Annotated in this window: 23 protein-coding genes; 2 read left to right on the top strand and 21 right to left on the bottom strand. The window is 35.2% G+C overall.

Annotated elements, in window-relative coordinates; translation table 11 throughout:
• Positions 1-47: 47 nt before the first annotated feature.
• The gene (locus tag EV214_RS06300; protein WP_132243862.1) at positions 48-1,691 is read left to right on the top strand and encodes a sigma-54 interaction domain-containing protein; all 1,644 of its coding nucleotides are present in this window, start codon (positions 48-50) and stop codon (positions 1,689-1,691) included.
• Between the two features lie 102 nt (positions 1,692-1,793).
• Here the strand turns inward: EV214_RS06300 and EV214_RS06295 are convergent, their stop codons facing one another.
• From EV214_RS06295 to EV214_RS06195, 21 genes are all read right to left on the bottom strand, one after another.
• A complete protein-coding gene (locus EV214_RS06295; protein ID WP_132243860.1) occupies positions 1,794-3,134 on the bottom strand; it encodes a hypothetical protein in 1,341 nt (446 codons plus the stop codon).
• Positions 3,127-3,672: a sigma-70 family RNA polymerase sigma factor gene (locus EV214_RS06290; protein ID WP_132243858.1), complete on the bottom strand. Its 546-nt coding sequence runs from the start codon at positions 3,670-3,672 to the stop codon at positions 3,127-3,129. The genes EV214_RS06295 and EV214_RS06290 overlap by 8 nt, the downstream gene beginning before the upstream one ends.
• A 164-nt stretch (positions 3,673-3,836) precedes the next feature.
• Positions 3,837-4,295, bottom strand: a complete 459-nt coding sequence (locus EV214_RS06285) for a GyrI-like domain-containing protein (RefSeq protein ID WP_132243856.1) — start codon at positions 4,293-4,295, stop codon at positions 3,837-3,839.
• Between the two features lie 58 nt (positions 4,296-4,353).
• Entirely contained in the window at positions 4,354-5,295 is a 942-nt protein-coding gene (locus EV214_RS06280) for a helix-turn-helix transcriptional regulator (RefSeq protein ID WP_132243854.1), read from the bottom strand.
• 70 nt (positions 5,296-5,365) lie between these two features.
• On the bottom strand, positions 5,366-5,680 hold the full coding sequence (locus EV214_RS06275) for a hypothetical protein (RefSeq protein ID WP_132243852.1): 315 nt from the start codon (positions 5,678-5,680) through the stop codon (positions 5,366-5,368).
• A 195-nt stretch (positions 5,681-5,875) separates the two neighbouring features.
• Positions 5,876-7,816, bottom strand: a complete 1,941-nt coding sequence (locus EV214_RS06270; protein WP_132243850.1) for an ArsA family ATPase — start codon at positions 7,814-7,816, stop codon at positions 5,876-5,878.
• Between the two features lie 204 nt (positions 7,817-8,020).
• The gene (locus EV214_RS06265) at positions 8,021-8,740 is read right to left on the bottom strand and encodes a C40 family peptidase (RefSeq protein ID WP_165916270.1); all 720 of its coding nucleotides are present in this window, start codon (positions 8,738-8,740) and stop codon (positions 8,021-8,023) included.
• A 154-nt stretch (positions 8,741-8,894) separates the two neighbouring features.
• A complete protein-coding gene (gvpA, locus tag EV214_RS06260; protein WP_132243846.1) occupies positions 8,895-9,110 on the bottom strand; it encodes a gas vesicle structural protein GvpA in 216 nt (71 codons plus the stop codon).
• Between the two features lie 148 nt (positions 9,111-9,258).
• Positions 9,259-9,474 carry a gas vesicle structural protein GvpA gene (gene gvpA, locus EV214_RS06255; protein WP_132243844.1) on the bottom strand — a complete coding sequence of 72 codons (216 nt, stop codon included), beginning with the start codon at positions 9,472-9,474 and terminating at the stop codon, positions 9,259-9,261.
• 185 nt (positions 9,475-9,659) lie between these two features.
• Positions 9,660-9,878, bottom strand: coding sequence for a gas vesicle structural protein GvpA (gene gvpA, locus EV214_RS06250; protein ID WP_132243842.1), 219 nt, complete (start codon positions 9,876-9,878; stop codon positions 9,660-9,662).
• Positions 9,879-10,074: 196 nt separating this feature from the next.
• Positions 10,075-12,234 (bottom strand): CDC48 family AAA ATPase, encoded by a 2,160-nt coding sequence (locus EV214_RS06245; protein ID WP_132243840.1) that lies wholly within the window; start codon positions 12,232-12,234, stop codon positions 10,075-10,077.
• Between the two features lie 54 nt (positions 12,235-12,288).
• On the bottom strand, positions 12,289-13,368 hold the full coding sequence (locus EV214_RS06240; protein WP_132243838.1) for a gas vesicle protein: 1,080 nt from the start codon (positions 13,366-13,368) through the stop codon (positions 12,289-12,291).
• A complete protein-coding gene (locus EV214_RS06235) occupies positions 13,331-13,714 on the bottom strand; it encodes a hypothetical protein (protein WP_165916269.1) in 384 nt (127 codons plus the stop codon). Before EV214_RS06235 ends, EV214_RS06240 begins: the two co-directional genes overlap by 38 nt.
• A 5-nt stretch (positions 13,715-13,719) precedes the next feature.
• Entirely contained in the window at positions 13,720-14,883 is a 1,164-nt protein-coding gene (locus EV214_RS06230; protein ID WP_165916268.1) for a GvpL/GvpF family gas vesicle protein, read from the bottom strand.
• Positions 14,884-14,913: 30 nt separating this feature from the next.
• Positions 14,914-15,225: a gas vesicle protein K gene (locus EV214_RS06225; protein ID WP_132243832.1), complete on the bottom strand. Its 312-nt coding sequence runs from the start codon at positions 15,223-15,225 to the stop codon at positions 14,914-14,916.
• Positions 15,226-15,338: 113 nt separating this feature from the next.
• Entirely contained in the window at positions 15,339-15,800 is a 462-nt protein-coding gene (locus EV214_RS06220) for a hypothetical protein (protein WP_132243830.1), read from the bottom strand.
• A gap of 55 nt (positions 15,801-15,855) precedes the next feature.
• Complete coding sequence (locus tag EV214_RS06215) at positions 15,856-16,257, bottom strand: gas vesicle protein (RefSeq protein WP_132243828.1); 402 nt, start codon at positions 16,255-16,257, stop codon at positions 15,856-15,858.
• Positions 16,258-16,349: 92 nt separating this feature from the next.
• Complete coding sequence (locus EV214_RS06210) at positions 16,350-17,168, bottom strand: GvpL/GvpF family gas vesicle protein (protein ID WP_165916267.1); 819 nt, start codon at positions 17,166-17,168, stop codon at positions 16,350-16,352.
• A 269-nt stretch (positions 17,169-17,437) separates the two neighbouring features.
• The gene (gvpJ, locus tag EV214_RS06205; protein WP_132243824.1) at positions 17,438-17,599 is read right to left on the bottom strand and encodes a gas vesicle protein GvpJ; all 162 of its coding nucleotides are present in this window, start codon (positions 17,597-17,599) and stop codon (positions 17,438-17,440) included.
• 203 nt (positions 17,600-17,802) lie between these two features.
• Positions 17,803-18,300, bottom strand: coding sequence for a hypothetical protein (locus EV214_RS06200; RefSeq protein WP_132243822.1), 498 nt, complete (start codon positions 18,298-18,300; stop codon positions 17,803-17,805).
• Positions 18,301-18,427: 127 nt separating this feature from the next.
• Complete coding sequence (locus tag EV214_RS06195; RefSeq protein WP_132243820.1) at positions 18,428-18,751, bottom strand: gas vesicle protein; 324 nt, start codon at positions 18,749-18,751, stop codon at positions 18,428-18,430.
• 179 nt (positions 18,752-18,930) lie between these two features.
• On the opposite strand from EV214_RS06195, the gene EV214_RS06190 reads away from it, so the two are divergent.
• A partial coding sequence (locus EV214_RS06190) for a hypothetical protein (protein WP_330571270.1) occupies positions 18,931-19,171 on the top strand: 241 nt, incomplete at its 3' end.

Raw genomic sequence — 19,171 nt, 5'->3', positions numbered from 1 at the left:
ATTTTTTATATGTTATCTATAACTATTTAAGAAAGGCTGGTTGTTAAATGAATCGTATTCATAATGATTTCTTAGATAAGCTATACAATCCTGTAATTGTCTGCAATAATTCAGGAAAAATATTACACACAAACGTTATAATGGATAATGTCTTCGAATATATCAATGTCAAAAAACCCCAAAATATTCAAGACCTTGATGCTGATTTTAATTTTCAGGAAATAATAAAAAATGAACCTTTAATCCGTACCATTAAATTCAAGGATTTAAACTCTCGTGTAAATATTTATTGCATCAAAAATAATAGTAATGAAACAAACATACTTTATCTCTTTGATAAATCTATTTTAGATAGCAAAACTATTGATAATGTAATTGAGCATATCGATGATGTTGTTGTTATCTTTAATGAATATGGCGTAATTGAGAAAATGAATCCAATTTGTGATGATATCCTTCCCTTTAAGCGTTCCGAAGCAATCGGAAACAGTATCTATGAAATTTCAAAAAAAGGACTTGTGCATAATCCAATATTAATCGATATGTTGAAGTCTAAGAAAAAGCTGCATAGAAATGTAATCTATCCAAACGGTAAGGGTATTGCCTATACTGCTTCACCCTCTTTCCATTCTAACGGAAATTTAAAGGGCGGTGTTTTAACAGGCAGAGATATTACTCGCCTCATAAAGCTAGCAAGCCAAATGAAATTTGATACGCAACAACCGGAAGCTATAGAATACATCAGTAAAAGTATAATTATGGAAAATATTAAACAAATGGTTATCCGCGCTGCGTCTTCTGATTCTTATATTTTTATTAACGGTGAATCGGGTGTAGGAAAAGAAATTATTGCAAAAACAATTTATCGCTACAGCCAAAGAAGAGATAAGCCTTTTGTTTCCATTAACTGTGGTGCAATTCCTACCGAACTTCTGGAATCTGAATTCTTTGGCTATGAGGAAGGTGCATTTACTGGTGCAAAAAAAGGTGGCAGAAAAGGTCTGCTAGAGGAAGCAAACGGAGGCACCGTATTTTTAGATGAAATTGGTGAGTTACCTATGCACATGCAAACAAAACTTCTGCGTGTAATACAAGAAAATACTATTACAAGAATCGGTGGAAATACGCCAATTCATGTAGATATTAGGTATATCAGTGCTACAAACGTTCCAGATGCCGAATTACATACTCGAAAAAAATTCAGACAAGATTTATATTACCGACTCAGCGTCATCCCTATAAAAATACCTCCGCTTAGAAGCAGAACAGAAGATATTTTACCATTAATTGAATATTTCCTTGAATTTTATAACAAAAAGTATAATCGGAAATTAAAAATTTCTTCCACTGCCATGAATCTCCTTCATGATTATAATTGGCCAGGGAATATCCGAGAACTAAAAAATATGATAGAACGATTTGTAGTTCTTTCTACAAAAGATGTCGTTAGAGAGGATGAATTTAATATTCTTATTAATCTCGATACGATTAATACATCTCCAGCAGATACTCAACCATCCGTAATAATTAGCGGTTACACAAATCTAAATACAGTATACCGTGTGGTAGACCAAATGATGATCCCAAAAGCGATCCGTAAATATGGTTCTATCAACAGAGCATCAGAAGCACTAGGAATAAACCAGTCCACAATTCATAGAAAAATAAAAAGCGGTCATATCCAGCTGTAAAACCTATAACAAGACAAAAGCCTCATCTTCCTTGAAACATAAGGAAAATGAGGCTAAATTTTTTATCAAGTTTCCTACGAAACTCACGTTTTTGTTATATTTCTATTTCATATCAATAATCCAATTGCCATTCATTACAAAATCAGGATAAGATATTTCAATATTGGTCGTATCAATATTTTTATCGAATTCTAAATTCACGATTCCTTTGTCACCATCAAATTCAGCAACTATTTTTCCCATATCAGCGCTATAAAAATCAAAAGATCTTATATTTATATTTTCATCCCCATCCGTATTTAATTCCAATTCTACCTGAGCAGATGTCGGGGATACTCTTTTAATATTTTTAACAACAGCCTTTTGGATATTAAAATCAATCTCTTTATTTAAAGTTACTTCCCCCTCCTTAGGAATATTTAGTTCAAATGAATCCATTGTTTTTTCATAGCCAGCAATGATTGCAGGCAATTTTAAAGTTAAGTTTTTGTCTTTCGGTGCATTTGTTTCAAATGTTGTTACAGGACGACCCTTTGCATCTTTTGGAATTTCAAGCTTATATTCATCATTTGACTCGTCAAATACATAAAGATCCTCTGCTTTGCTGCTTGTAGAAGACCCCATGATCCCCTCTTTCCCTCGGTTTTCTGTTGTAGATACTACTTTTGTTTCAGTTGGTTTTCCAAGACTAGTTAATTTTAAATCTTTATCGTCAAATGCCGCAATCAATTGAATGTTTACTTTCCCATTTTTATAGAGCTTTTGGGCGCCCATATTTACACCCTCTATATTGTTTTCTGTAGCATCACCCGTATAAATTTTATCTTCTACATCTAAGCTTTTAGCTTCTTCTAATGAAACATCATAAGTATCTCCTGCAATATATATGTTAAAGTCTTTAAAAGGTTTAATATTATAATTCTTTTCTGTTTTATTCATAAAGCTTAAAAAATACTCATTTTCCTCCCCCGAGTAACCCCCTACACAATACACTTTATTTGGGTCATTTTTAGGTGTAATCTTTATATCCTCTAGCTTTAAATTTAAACTTGTAGTGACTTCCATTTCTAACTTTCCTTCTGAGACCATTGCATTTTTGATTTGAATATCTTTATTTAAAGGATAGCTTTCTTTTAAATAATAGGCATCCCCATCCACAATAGTGGAATATACAGGGGTTTTGTTAAAGAATGACTTTATAACACCTGAAATATCATCCGCATATGCCGTAGTGATACACAGCAAGCATACACAAGCGGCCGCCACATATGGAAATCTTTTTCTCCCCTTACCTTTTTCATTATGATCGTTTAACTTTTTATTCGCTTTTTTGTTTATAGAATCCATGTCTATTTCAACCCCTTCTAATAATTTATCAATTTCTTTTTCAACCAAATCATCATCAAAATTACTTAGCAGTTCAATTAATTTATCTTCATTCATAATCTAATCCCTCCTTTATAATCATTCTTCCTCTTAAAAGCCTATTATCTATAGCGGATCTCGATAAATTGAACGCCTGTGCTAAATCATTTATTTTTTCATCAAAGAAATATCTTCTAAAAAATATTTCTTTATCTATTTTGTTGAATGCGTTGATTATTTTTATCACCTTTTCTTGATCTTGTCTTAAAAAAAATTGTTTCTCTAGATTATAGTTATCTTTTATTTCAAACTTTTCAATATCAACCACATTGCTTCCCTTTTTTTTGCGTTTATATGTAAGTGCTTTATATTTTGTTAAAATCAAAAGCCATGTCCTAAAATTTCCTTTTTCTTGGTCAAACTCATTAATTTTCATCCATGCATCTAGAAAAACATCCGATACACATTCCTCCATATCTTCCTTATTAAGATACCCAGATAAAATATTATAAGCTAGACAATAAATTATTTTTGTATATTGGCCAATCATATGTTCATAAGCAAGTACGTCTTTATTTTTTATTCCTTCCACAAGTGCACTTTGTGAATATTCCAAAACATTCACCCCCTTTCATATATTACTACGCATTCCATCTTATTTTTCTCTCAAAAATTTTTCGAAATATGAATCTATACACAATAAGATTGATTATTAAAATAAAAAAGCCAATAACAAACCCACCAGTTTTAAGTTTAACTGGTGGGTTTAACATTTTTCTATTATTTTATGGGAAATACAACCTTTGTTAACAGTTCGGTTTCTGGTACATCCATAGGGGAATTGTAATAAAATTCGTAAGCTACTCCCGTTGGTGAATAGCCATTTTCACTGATCCACTGCATCATGGCATTATACACTGGTTCCATCTCCTTATAGGGTCCCTTATACATACACGCTACTTGTTTCCCTGCAGGGATTTCACTTAATTTGATTTCACCTTTTCCAGCAAGCGGTTTTGATATAGGAAATCCAAGCTCTATATCAAGATCCTCCATATCCATGTTATAATATGCTATAAAAGGTACATCTGCTGGTTTTTCACCCATTTCATTCAGATACTGCATAATCGCACCATACGCTTTACCACACTCATTTGGCAAATTCCCCACTGCAGTTCTTGTACGGATAGAAAGAACAGGTTGCACAGATTGATCTGTCAATTCAAATTTATAATCCATAATTTTTCCTCCTTTAGTTTTTTCTTGATTATATCATTCCAAACAAGACACCTGTATGTCATGTTTCTATAGAATATTTTCTATAGATTTGCATAGATTTTTCCGCTAAAATTTTTCGGATATGGGATGGGTTTACAACCTCCACTCCCGTTCCAAAGCTTAAAAGGAAGCCGTACAGCCAGTTATTTTCTGGAAATGATGCCTTCACCAGAATCCTTCCATCTTCATCCTTTACTACATCCTCTCTGAACCATTCCTCAACAATGCTTTCTAGCTCCTTTTCAAAAACTAACTCAAGAGAAATTCTATTTTCTGATTCTTTCCATTTGCTTTTCCACGGAAGCTCTTCTACAGATATTTCTCTAGGTTTATAGGTTGTATCCGAAACGATCAATTTTTCCATTCTCGAAAGCTTAAAAAGCCTGAAATCTTTTCTAAAAAGGCACCAAGCATACAGGTACCATTGTTGTCCCTTTAAAACCCGGGAATAGGGTTCAACCCTCCGAGTTGTCTTTTGTCCTATAGAATCTGTATATGCAAATTCAAGTTCCTTGAAGCTTTCTATGCCTTTACGTATCATTGCTATTTTTTGTTTGAAATGCTTATTTTCTCCCCATGGAGACGGATCAATTATAAGTTGATTTAGTTTTGAATTTAGTATCTCAAGCTGTGCAGGAGGTAATATGTTTTTAAACTTTTCCACTAAAACCTCATGTCTGTTATCAGGCATGGTTTCAGCCATCCCTTTTAATGTTGTGATAATTGTAGCCATCTCATCGCCAGTAAGTACGCTCCGATCTAAACGATACCCTTCGACAATTCCAATTCCGCCGTTCATCCCCTGATATGTTACAATAGGTATTCCTGCAAGGTTTATTGCATCTACATCTCGAAGTATTGTTCTCACTGAAACTCCGAACATTTCAGCCAACACTTTAGACTGTACACGTTCCTTTCTAAGCAATATCACTAGAATAGAAATCAGTCTGTCAAGCTTCAATCCATACACCCTCTCATTAAATGAACTTTATCACTAGTATAGCACAATCTTATGTGGAATTATATTCCTTTTACTCTTCTATTGAAACTTTACTAAATCCTCCAAAATCCTTGGCCATTTGCGCGTGCACTTCTTTTCCACGTAGAAATTTATAGATTTCATCTGCTTTTGTCTCAGGGTCTATATCTTCAAATTTATCAGGATAAAGCACTTTCCCTATAAAATAAGCATCCGCTACTATGGATGTACCAAGATTTGGCTGTGCTAGATGGAGCATACGCATACCTGATGATTTTCTTGCTATGAAAACCCAATACGGATGCTCGATAGGTCCATCCTTTAATAAAGTGTTAACCTTTTTGTGTCCACCCTTATATACTAACACCAGCCCATAATTTCTGTTATTGTATCAATAGGGTACTAGATAAAGATATAAATTTAGGACACATCAAAGAACTTATATTTGGATAATATACCTAAAATAATTCTTAAGAGGTATGTTTTTTTCTAAAAATGAATCAGTAAATTTATCTTAGCATAGATTTACTAGCACATAAGGTTAACTTATATTTAAGTTTTTTCATCCGAACAAGCGAGCTAACTCCGTCAGATTATCGATACCTCTCACCTGATGGGGGAATAAAGGGATTTCCGACATTTGATAATTCGTAAATCTAGCACGCAAATCAGCCATGTAACTTTGCTGTTGAGCCTGCACCTTATTACAGAAATAACATTGGTTGGGTGGAGTTACCATATTAACCACTAGACAACGGCTGTTGACCCCTAAACGCTGTATGCTCTCCAATAGTTTTTCTGTCTCCTCAACAATCATAGCTTCTGGGACGGTTACTCCTATAAAACCCGTATGATCAGGATCAACCAGGGTTGACTGTACTTTCCGTACCCCTCTAATCATCTCAAACATTAAATCCGCTGTTTTCTGCAAACTATCCCCATTCTGGTACTTTAACACCAGCTTAAAGAAGGTATGAAGCCACTTCATCGCTAATTCTGGTAGTTCTAGCATCCGAATCAAGTGTCCTGTGGGAGCAGTATCCAGTATTATAACATCATAATCCTTCTCATCTGACAATTCCATTAGTTTTATTAGCGCCATTACCTCATCAAGGCCGGGAGGTATAAGAGAAATAATTTCTGTCATTACTTCCCGATCAAACGCTACATCTACCCCCGATTCTCCCAAAAAACCGTTAAAGACTTCGTTGATCTCCTCAACATACTGCTGTTTAAATTCGTCCAACATTCTTTGAGCATCTATTTCCAGACCATAAAGTTGAATACTTCCCGATAAGGAGGTAATCTGATTTCCGATGGAACAACCAAAACTATCAGATAGGGAGTGGGCTGGATCAGTAGAAAAAATCAGCGTTTTTTTACCCTGACTAGCTAGGTACAGTCCTGTAGCTGCAGCCACAGATGTTTTACCTACTCCACCTTTTCCACCGATAATAACATATTTCTTTTCTATCAACTCCTTACCTGGCAACCGGGCCTGTATTGGCATAACGGTGCTCGTTTGGACCGTTGCAGCAGCATCTAGCATTCCCCGATAGTCAGGATTAACCATCCTTTCGGCAAAGACTGTGAGAACGGAAATACCTCTAACCTCATGTGGCAATAACGGCAAGTGTACTCGACTAAGCATTTTAAACTTGTAGTCAATCTCTCTCAGTGTGTTAATCTGATCTGCTCTTCTCCCCTGGCAAAAGGCGCACTTTCGATCCGATGCAACCCGGTTAACAATCATTTGAGTCAGTGGAATCCCTTGATTTTTTATCGTCTTTACGAGTTTCTCAGTTTCGTTAAGGCTCATGGCTTCTGGTATTATCACAGGGATAAATTGGGTACGAGTATGGTCAGTCAGCAAGTTTTTAAGCGCTGACACTTTACTAGCCATGTGCTTAATAAAATCATCCGTGTAATCGGGCACATACCGCCCAGCAAAAACGGAAGCCATGTAACGCCGCTTCTCTAGCATCAGATCCAACACCCGTAGCCATTCTCTCATATGATCCGGCAGACTTAGCAAACGAATAGTGTGACCAGTAGGAGCAGTATCTAATACAATTACGTCGTATTCCCTACTCTCAAGTAAATCCATCAGCGTCATGATACCCATCAGTTCATCCAGACCAGGTAGAGAAAGAGAAAAAAAGTCGTTGATATCATCCCGATCGAAGTAAGTGCCTCTATTAGCAATTTCTTTCAAGATGTTCCCATAGTCCTGTTTGAATTGTTCCAAAGATCGCGGGGCATCCACCTCTATAGCATAAAGATTATCCACACCATCGACAGGCCCAATCGCTCGTCCTACCGGCAAATCCAGACTGTCTGCCAATGAATGAGCAGGGTCAGTGGAAGCTAAAAGAGTTTTTTGCCCCCGCTTGGCACAATGCAATGCAGTAGCACAGGCACAAGTAGTCTTGCCTACTCCCCCTTTACCACTAAATATAATAAAAGTTAGGTTTTTTCTAAGCGTAAGGCAGTTGTTGGTCATTGTCGTTCCTCCTTATTCTGTAACTTATCTTTGTTCATATACGTAACCCTTAATACCTTTTTCCTAAATCTTATTCACAAAAATCAATAACATAACCGATTTTTGTACAAAAATGAATAGATATGATTACATAGTGAAAAATGCAAATCAAAGTTCGTATTGTGGCAAATACTGTGTATAAATTACCCCACAAACATTCAAAATTTAAAATATCCTTCTTGCTGTAACATATTTATCATTAAAATATCCTTTATTTAAATTAGATATAATTACCTTTCTTGTTTTTTTTCCTGAAGATGCGTGTATGAACTCCCCATCTTCTATATATATACCTGCATGACTTATTTTCCCATTATTTTTTCCTTTCGTATCAAAAAACACTAAATCTCCCTTTCTCAAGTTATTTTTTGAAATTTTTTTACCTACTTTCCCTTGATCTGATGATCTTCTAGGCAACTTAATCCCAAAATTTTCATATACATATGATGTGAAACCTGAACAGTCAAAACTGTCTGGGCCATTAGCAGACAACTTATACGGAACCCCTAAATATTTCTTTGCAAAATCAACTATCTCTGTAATGTGTGTAATTTCATCGTCAGATTGATTTACATCTGTATTATTCTCCAATGTATTCACAACATAATTTCTATGCACCCAACCTTTATTGTTATAATTTAACATTATACAATACCATTCTGAATTTTCCTCAACTATTGTTACTTCCGTACCATTCTCTAAATTTTGAATAACATTTGCAGTTGTACTGGGCTGTTCTCGTACATTCAAGGTGTTTGCATTAATACTGGCTTTCCTTATACTATCTTTTTCTTTGCGTATTATTGCACCTTTTATTGTTTCTTCGCCACAAGCTAATGACAATATCCCTAAAGTAATAAAAACACATATAATAACTTTAAGCACTAACAAGCACCTCATTTTGAATTAAAATTTGTAACGTCTTCCCATTTGATTCATTCCTTAGCAAAAAGTAGTCCATTTAAAGCTATTTCTTTAAATAAATTTACTGATAAAAATAGACCTGCTTAAACAGGCCTATTTTACAAAATACTATTTATTATCTGCATATTGGCTCACATACAAGTAATCCAACAGCTTCTGCATATGTTAGCCATGTTTCTACACTTGCAATAACGACCCTTGCTTCAATTGATAATAGTTCAATCCCTACTAAGGACACTCTTGCCCATGCATCAATAACAATACCTTTTTCCAATACTCTATCTAGTACTTCTGCCAAACTAGAAGCATCTGTTGATTTCTTTAATGCCATATTCTCTCCTCCATTTCATATTTGTATTAGAAAATATTTGTATTTTCTTAATACATACTATGCCTTTACTAATAAATAGGACACAATTTTTGAAAAAATCATGAAAATAGACCTGCTTAAGCAGGCCTATTTTACCAAATACTATTTATTATTTGCATATTGGTTCACATGCAAGTAATCCAACAGCCTCTGCATATGTTAACCATGTCTCTACACTTGCAATAACTACCCTTGCTTCAATTGATAATAGTTCAATACCTACTAAGGATACTCTTGCCCATACATCAATAACAATACCTTTTTCCAATACCCTATCTAGTACTTCTGCCAAACTGGAAGCATCTGTTGATTTTTTTAATGCCATATATACTCCTCCTTTTTAGTTTCACATAGAATCATTGATAGACCCCTTATATATACTATGTTTTTATAATGAAATTGACACGCTTTTTAAATAAAAATATTTCTTTTCATCCTATAGTTATTACATATTGGCAAGGTACATAAAAATAGATATTTTAAGATCTAACAGTTCTATGCCTATATAATCTATTTTTTACATATTGGTTCACATACAAGTAACCCAACAGCTTCTGCATATGTTAACCATGTTTCTACACTTGCAATAACTACCCTTGCTTCAATTGATAATAGTTCAATGCCTACCAAGGATACTCTTGCCCATGCATCAATAACAATACCTTTTTCTAATATTCTATCCAGTACTTCTGCTAAACTAGAAGCATCTGTTGATTTTTTCAATGCCATGCCGATTCCTCCATTTCTATATTTATTGGGAAGCTCTTATTTTTCCTTAATATATACTATGCTTATGTTAAAAATTGGGTCCCTTTTTTATTTTGTCTAATAAATATTTACGAAGCCATAGAAAAGTTCTCAAAAAAAAGAACTGCCTCAAAATGATTTTTAAAATCATTCTGAGACAGTTCCTTTTCTATCCTCATCACTGTTTCCCTGATATTTTCTTCATACGGATCACCTCATTTGTTGCCCAATGTATATCCTCTGCATCAATCTTTAAACGTTCAAGACAATCCTCATCACTGGTTAAAAATCGCTCTATGGCTCTCATCGCAGCCTGTTCGCATATTCCGTAAATATCTGAACCAACCAGCCCATCAGTGTGGTGAGCAAGTTCCTCAAGATTCACTCCATCAGCAAGGGGCCTTCCTTTCAGATGAATTTTGAATATTTGGTATCTTTCTTGCTCGTTTGGTTCTAAAATTTGAAATATCTGATCAAACCTCCCTTGTCTTAAGAAGGCTGAATCTACTAGATCTATCCTATTTGTTGCGGCAAGAACAACAACCCCTTTTAATTCCTCTACACCATCTAGTTCTGTCAATAGCTGACATACTACCCTTTGACCAACACTGGAATCAGATCCATCAGAGGCTCGTTCATATGATAGAGCATCGATCTCATCGAAAAATATAATGCAAGGAGCCGCCTGTTTTGCTTTCTTGAATACTTCCCTTATTCGCTTCTCTGATTCACCTACCCATTTTGAAAAAAGAGCCGGGCCTTTAATTGATATGAAATTTGCGTTGCTCTCAGATGCCACTGCCTTTGCGATGAGAGTCTTACCTGTACCGGGTAATCCTGTTAATAGAATACCTTTTGGATTGTGAGCCTTTACGTGATTAAAAAGCGCGCTATATTTGAGCGGCCACTCTATTGCTCTCTGCAGTGCTACTTTTATCTCACTTAAGCCTCCTATATCGTCCCACCTTACATTTGGAATTTCCACAAATACTTCTCTTATGGCTGAAGGCTCTACCTCTCCCATGGCGCAAGTAAAATGATCCATCCTAACCTTCAACACAAGTAAGATGTCATATGGTATAAAGTCCTTATCATAATCTATTTCCGGCAGGACCTCTCTAATAGCACACATGCCTGCTTCCCGACATAATGCCTCTAGATCAGCTCCAACAAATCCGTGTGTTCTCTCAGCAAGTCTTACTAAATCAACATCCTCTGCTAGAGGCATACCTCTCGTATGAATCTCTAAAATTTCAGCTCTTCCATCTTTATCGGGAACGCTTATAGATATTTCTCTGTCGAACCTACCCGGCCTTCGAAGCGCCGGGTCTAATGCATTAGGAATATTAGTCGCCCCTATAACGACCACATGCTTACGTTTTTCCAGCCCATCCATAAGTGCCAAAAGTTGCCCTACCACTCTCTTCTCTACCTCTCCTGATACTTCATTACGTTTCGGAGCAATGGCGTCTATTTCATCGATAAATATTATAGTAGGAGCCCTACTAGCAGCTTCTTCAAATACACTTCTTAATTTAGCCTCGCTCTCTCCATAGAACTTATGAATGATTTCAGGTCCATTGACCGCTATAAAATGAGCATCCGTTTCTGTAGCTACTGCCCGTGCAATCAGCGTTTTACCTGTCCCAGGAGGACCATAAAGCAATACCCCGTTAGGTGGTAATATCCCAAGCCTTTCAAATATCTCCGGGTATCTTAGGGGAAGCTCTATCATTTCTCTTACTCGCTGTATTTTAGTATGGAGTCCCCCAATATCCTCATATGATATCCTATATCTACCATCTCTCCCCCCTGTACTGCTCACAATCTCAAGTATTGTACCAGGATATATAAGTACGATCCCCTCAGGAGATGTCTTAGTTATGCTAAAATCCATGTATCTTGATCCAAATAATGTGACACGCACTAGATTGCCTTCCATCGTGGGTAACTCTTCTAATAACTTTCTTATATACTCAGTATCCCATTCCTCACTGACATCACTACCATCTGTGATTGGACATAGTGTTACAGAACGTGCCTGAGAGTATGAACTCTTTTTAACAATCACTTTGTCATCAATGCCGACACCAGCATTTTCTCTGATGATTCCATCCATCTGTATTATAGATTTTCCTCGATACTCTTTGTGAACTGGCAAAAGCTTCGCAGCCGTATCCTTCTGACCAGATATTAAAATGATATCCCCTACATCTGCACCCAACCTAATCATATCTTCAGAATCCATTCTTGCTATACCACGTCCAACATCCTTAGACTCAGCCTCTAATACACTTAGGGATATCTTGTTTTCTTGGTCAATATATACATCTACCATGTAGGTTTCCTCCCTTTTTCTCTTCTAACCACTAACTTCCAAGCTTTCATCTATTTATTTTATCCGATAGCTCACCCAACCACACCGCGAACACCCTTTTTCAATTAAACTTTCTCTAGATGCCTTTCTCCCACATTTAGGACATGTTTCTATGTTTTTTCCAACACTCTGTTCTATTGTTAATTCCCTAATAATTTTCTCCCATTCACGTAGAGACGTTTCTTCACCAGAAAAACAGACTGCTTTATTTTCTCTTTCCTCTCTATACAATACCATCAGAGATTTTTCTCCTACCAGTACACTGCCAAACCCTCCTCCTTGCACCGTAACATGTACAAGCTTATCAGGAGGGATATCGCAAACCATCCTTTTCTCAAAATCATACCACCAACAGAGTCTCTTATTCGTCAGATATAAATGTCCTGGTTTCCATTGGTAATTCGTACTCTGATTAGTCACAAGGGGCATTAGATACCACATCTTTCCTTCATGCGTGATCTCTTCTTCCGGCTGTAGAAAATCTCCCAACAATTCTTTTTTGTCTGGGAAAATCGAATTATCTTCAAGACAAATCCCCTTTGTGCCTATGATGTTTTCTATCGCTTCTTTGAGCGCAACGGTATCCTTAGTATGCAGCTTAGCTACCTCGTCTTCTTTTAACAATATGTTAAGTTCCTTTCTCGTAACGCCAGTATAATGTGGCATTTCCTTGAGGGCCATAGCCTTTATTTCTTCATAGGATGTTTCAAATAGAACTTCAGCCGGCATTCTCCTAAACATAATGACTCTTTTATTTGTAATATATATCATCCCTACTCTCCAACTTTCATATATCCCTTTGCTATACCAATGAGTACCCAACACAGAAAAAACGATATATTCATCTTCACATAGTTGAGGTTCTTTTATTTCGATTTCTCTAGCAGCTACAGCACGTTGTGCTTCATCCCAATCCTTCATGATACCATATTCTAACATTGTTTCCATTCCTGCTAGAGCCAGTTTTAGATTTATTCCAATTAGTGGAATGCCCGATACAGATATAATCAGATCTGTATTTAACAGGATACCTTTATCTAGAATTCTATCTAGTAGGTCATTCAGTGTTGCTTGGGGCCTCCGGTTTGGCTCCATTATAACCCCACCTTTCCGCCAGCATAAGTGTCATTCTTTCTTTAATCATCTCACTCCATTTTCCTGGATTTTTCACAGCTATATAAACTCGTCCTTGTCCTCTTCTATAATTTAATGTAATACATAACTGCTTCACTCTAACCCCCAACAAAAAAATTCTTTTCACAATACTTAAATCTATTATTCCATCAAGATCAGTTTCAAATATTTTTTTTGTGACCTGCATAAAGAGTAGCCGTTTGTTAGTAAGAAACAAATATCCTAACTGCCTTGAGCCTCTATACTCCAAGGTACCTTGAGCCTGTAATATAATTTTTTCTCCTTTATTCAAGCAAGGCGTCTTCATTTTTATTACCCTCTTTCAGGAGTAACAAAACTAAAAGGTGCCCATGGACCGCTAAACCGTACTAATATGCCGTCTTTGTTTTCAATTTTCTCAAGCTCTTTGCCTAATTCAGTAACCCTATCTTTGTACACTAAACAAGATAGATTCATCAGCATTTGCTGATTTCCTCCAACTTTCTTAGTCTTTCCTATTACAATGTCATCTGTGCATTTTTTAATCATATTATAAAATTCTCTAAAGTATTCATCTGCTTTTTCTTCAATTTTTTCCTTTATCAATTCCTTCATCATCTCTCTTTCTAGGTAAGCTATTCCTTGTGGTTTAGAATCTATCTCTTTCTTCTTTGCTATCAGCTTTTCATCTGTTTCAATAAGTCTTTGGCTTAATAATTCTGTATCCAAAATGACCTGAACTCCAAATTCTTGCTTGTTCCTAATCTTAGCCATCTTTTCCTTAAAATTATCATAGTTCTCTTTAAGCCAATCTTTTACTACTTGTTCAACATCCATTCCAATTTTTTCCTCAATGATCATATCAAAGCCCATAGGAAGCACTACTCCAAAGTTCTCAGCTACAACATCGAGTACTTCCTGCTGTGTGAACAGCCACTCTTTTACCACGTCATCATTATCTGATTTATAAGGCTCAGCTGAGCAGTTATGTACAATGACACACATTTCTTTATACGGAATGGTGTAAACCTCTTCCCCCTCAAGACCTATTGCCCCTAGATGATCTCTTACCCCATTATCCGCTACACCATATATATATCTGGCCCGTTTAGACTCACCCGAATAAGTAACTCTATTCATGGTATCTATCTCTTTACTTTCAACTTCCACCGCTTCTTTAACCTTTTCTATATCTAAGCTGACTGTTTGTTGTTCCTGTTCAAACCTTTCTGCCCTCTCATCTACCTTTTTTATAGTATTTTCTAAAACCTCAAATTGCTTCTGTAAATGAGTTAATTTTTGTAAAGAAGATGACTTCGTTTCTCTCTTTACATTTTTTATATTTCCAGATGCTAGGATTGACAGTGCAGGAATCAACAGTCTCACTTTATCATCATTAACTTCTATGTCCAATGCGTTAAATATCTTTCGTATATTTTCTTCATTAACCGACCTTCCAATCTCCTGTATAAACATAGCTAAATAAAGGTATTCCATAGTCATCCCTACCTTTTTCTAAACATTTTATTATTCAACTTCTTCTTCCCATCGCTCAGGGTTAATGAGCCTATCTACAACGCTATCTATAACCTCGTCTAGTCCATCTCTTACACCCTTAACGGATTCAGTAATCCCCTGCTCTTCCTTTATATCTTCAATGGCTATATCCAGTTCCATTAATGCATCCCCTAATCTCTCTATCTCTGCACTAGTTAAAATCCCACTTTTCATTCTTTTGCGTGCCTGATGTTTCAAAGAATCCCTAATTATTTCCACCAAAGCCATGATCAAACCTAATAAGCCATGTTTCAAATTATCTTCATTTATATCAAGTGGCATAAACACGCTCCCTTCTTCTCTAAATTTTAGCAGTTGCACCTTTCTTATAATGCCAATTCGCCAAAGTGAATGACTATCTTTCCATGTTCATTTCTTTTGAGCTGCAAATATGTTTACGGAAGTTTTTCTAGTTTAATACTTAAAATCCCGTGTTTTTCCTCTACTTTTGCCATATCTTTCACTCTGACTGATGGAGAAACTTCAGCGACAATCATAATCTGATCCTCCTCATCAAAAACATCCATCAAGATTCTTTTATCCTCTCCTGTTAGGGGTTGTTTGCCTTCTTCAAAGTCCAATAGCCACCAATTAAAAATCACCTTTTTTCCATTAATAGGGTTCACCTTAGATTCACAAAATTCCAATACAGGTTTTCCAAAGATTCTTATGGCTGTAGGATTGATTACTTCCCTTAACCTGTATAAAACCTCCATATCATTAGCAGCACCAATAATATCAACCAGTTCAGCAAGTCTAGCGTGTCCATGCCATCGAAAATACCAAAATATTTTTCTACTTTTCTCGTCTAATGCATCGAGGAATAGACTTACATTTTGTTTTGACTGATCATCCATCCTGCACCCTCCCTAGTTTGCAACTTTAGCGTTGATGATTATAAAGAATCTTTTATTATTTCTGAGGAATAGGAGCAACTATTCTTGGTTTCTCCTCCATTGCCTTCTCTGCTAATTTCATTTCAGCTTTCGCACTGATCCATCCACACCATGGACAGCATTCATTTAGCAACTCCTCTTTACATACTTCTTTACCACACTGAGGACATGTTTCCATCCCAGCTTGTGCTTCTTTCCATGCTGCAGTTTCTACATTGGTCCCTGAAGGAAATTCAAGGCCATACTTTGCTGCCGTTGCAAAGGAGGCTAGGGCAGCCCTTACCTTCACCCCTAACAGCTCTACGCCTGCTACAGATACAGTGATATCTGCATTAATTACTAGCCCTTTATCTAAAAGCCTATCAATGACATCTACTAAGGTTGACTTTTCATTTTTATCTCGAACTGGTTCTAGCATCTTTTTATCTCCCCCTTTTTTGGCCCTAACCTAAAACGTCTGGCTCATCAAATAGTTAAAAGCAGCTTGCCTAAAGTCTAATTAATTTCTTCCTAATCTTCTACAAATGAGTAAGGAGGCCATGGTCCAATCACTTCAAAGGTAATCCCCTCTGATTCAAGCTCATCTGTCAACTTATTAATCTGTTGAAGAAAATCTTGAAATATAGATTTTTTAACAAGGTAAGAAGCCTTCAAAATAATTGAATTATCTTTCTGATGTTTTGGAAACTCCACATTCGAAAATGCTTCGCACTCACTCACCTTTCTAAGCACCTCTACTATATGTAGAAGAACATTCTCAAGACGTATGTCCATTTGCTCTTTAACTAGGTTATCTATTTTACGCTTCATAAGAAATGCATCTGATTTTGACAGGGCAGAAAGTATTTCTTTTCTTTTTCTTATTTCTGGAGTATTATCCTCAAGAGCCTGTTTGAATTTTTCAAAGCTTAAGTATGCCTTAATAGTCCACTCCTCTTTACCCTTCAATTTTTCCAGCACGCTTATATATTCATAGTATTTATCCGTCATAAGATCTATTAACGCTTCTTTATTACTCACAATTGAACCAAAACTTGTTGGTAGAAGGTCATTTTCTTTCATTAAACGTTCCACTATTTTCTCATGAATCCTCACCTTCTCTTCAGCCCACTCCATAACCATTTCTTTAGCTACCATAGATAATTTAAAATCCTTAAGTTTTACTTCGCTAACAACAGCAACAAGTTCACGATACTGTACTAAAAAAAGACTGCCTTCACCGTCTATCCCCTTTTGATCGTGTATCGTTACAACATCCTTAGGCATAATACAGTACACATAAAGTCCCTTCTCATTTACATCGGGTGTGTTATTCTTAAAATATGTCATCATCCCTCACCCTTTCATATGAACGGAAATCTTTTTCAAATTCTTATTAACACTACAAAAACAGCTTTTCTCAAACCTATAATCAATATATTCAAAAACATAGCTGTATATTCATCTACTCACCATAAATAAGTTATCACTTCATCATATACAATTCTGCAATATAAATAGACCTGCTTTTAACAGGTCTATTTATATTGCAGATATATTATTTATCCTTGACAAAGTGGGTCACATACAAGTAATCCAACAGCCTCTTCATATGTTAATCATGTTTCTACACTTGCAATAACTACTCTCGCTTCAATTGATAATAGTTCAATCCCTACTAAGGATACTCTTGCCCATGCATCAATAACAATACCTTTTTCCAATATTCTATCTAGTACTTCTGCTAAGCTAGAAGCATTTGTTGATTTTTTTAGTGCCATGTTTTTTCTTTCTTTTAAAAATTTACTTAAAAATGATTATCCTTTTCTAATACATACTATGTCTTATACTATAGATTGGACACACTTTCTATTTGTCTTATTCATTAGAAATTCAATAGTAAATATACAAAAAATAAAAAACTATGAGCAAAGTATCATTTCCCCATAGCCGCATATCATTCATCTAGTACATAAATAAGATTTTACAATTCTATTATTTCATTACTTATATAATCAATCCTATATTCTATGTTATATTTACAAATAATCTCCATGTTTTTTTCGTTTTGTTGATATTCTAAATCTATACATTTAATAGACATATTATGAATAATATGTTCAAAACCAACCATATCATTATTGGTCTTTATGACATCACTTGGTGGCAATTCTTTTTTATAAACAAAATATTTATGCTTTTCTATTCTCCGTTCATTTTCATTTATAATATCAAAACCTGCTCTAAACTTGATTTCTATCCCATTACCATCTTTTAAAACAATAGGGAAATTGGTCAAAATTGTTATTTCCTTGAAAGTTATTTCTTGAAATTTCCCCCAATACTTAAATGTATACAGTATTTCATCCGTGATAATTTTTTTATCTTTTACCACTTTTGCCAGCAGTTCGATTGGTGTATCTTTAAAACTATTTTTTTCTCTTGTTTTGGTTTCTATTTTTCTAGAATATTTATTATACAAGATATCACCATCCTACGATTGGATATAATCTTTACATATGACCTTCTATAATTATAAAAACAATTTTTTCTATTTTATAGTTATTCTTCTTTGTTCAATATTATCCTATAAATTTTTATATCTATTTTCAAATTTTAGCCTCTATTTTAGCCCCTTCTAACTTATTTTCTATTGCTTCGAGTCTTTTTAATATTTCTCCTTCTCCTAATCTTTCTTGTCTTTGTGCCATTGATGAAAGAGCAGGATCTTTTTTCCACCAATCGATTCCCATCTCCATAGCCTTTTCAACAGATGCCACAACCAAACGAATTTTTATAGTAAGTAGTTCAACATCTGCAAGAGAAATACTTATATCACCTGCAATTACTATGCCTTTATCTAATACCATCTCCAATACATCTGCTAGAGTCGATGAGTTTGTTGAATGAACAACACCATTATTCGAAGCCATAGTTTTCCCCCTTATTCATTACAGAGCTCTCACGGAAACTCTTTATCCCCTGTGATTACTCTCTTTTATTAATCAAAATTTTTATTAATTCCCCCATTTTTTTTGCATAAAATACTTGACACACGTATAAAAATTTGCGGTCATGCTCCTGAAAATACATTTTTTAGGAGGAATATTTTATGCTTAAAACTTGGACTTCTCATGCTGAATATCAACAATTTATTATTTCAAATCTCTCTTCTTTCTACAAAACTTTTCCTAAAATAATTGAAGAACTTGAACCTTCTATTTCTAAACTATATTGTTTAGATTTAGATATCCTTGGAGAAATATTAAAACCTCATTATTCTAATACAGGTAGACCTGCTACCCTTCAACCTGAAATATTTCGCTCGTTTTGTTTAATGCTTTTTCAAAAAG

The organism is Marinisporobacter balticus (assembly GCF_004345705.1).
GTDB classification, from domain to species: Bacteria; Bacillota; Clostridia; order Peptostreptococcales; family Thermotaleaceae; genus Marinisporobacter; species Marinisporobacter balticus.
This window is presented reverse-complemented; position numbering and strand designations above follow the sequence as displayed.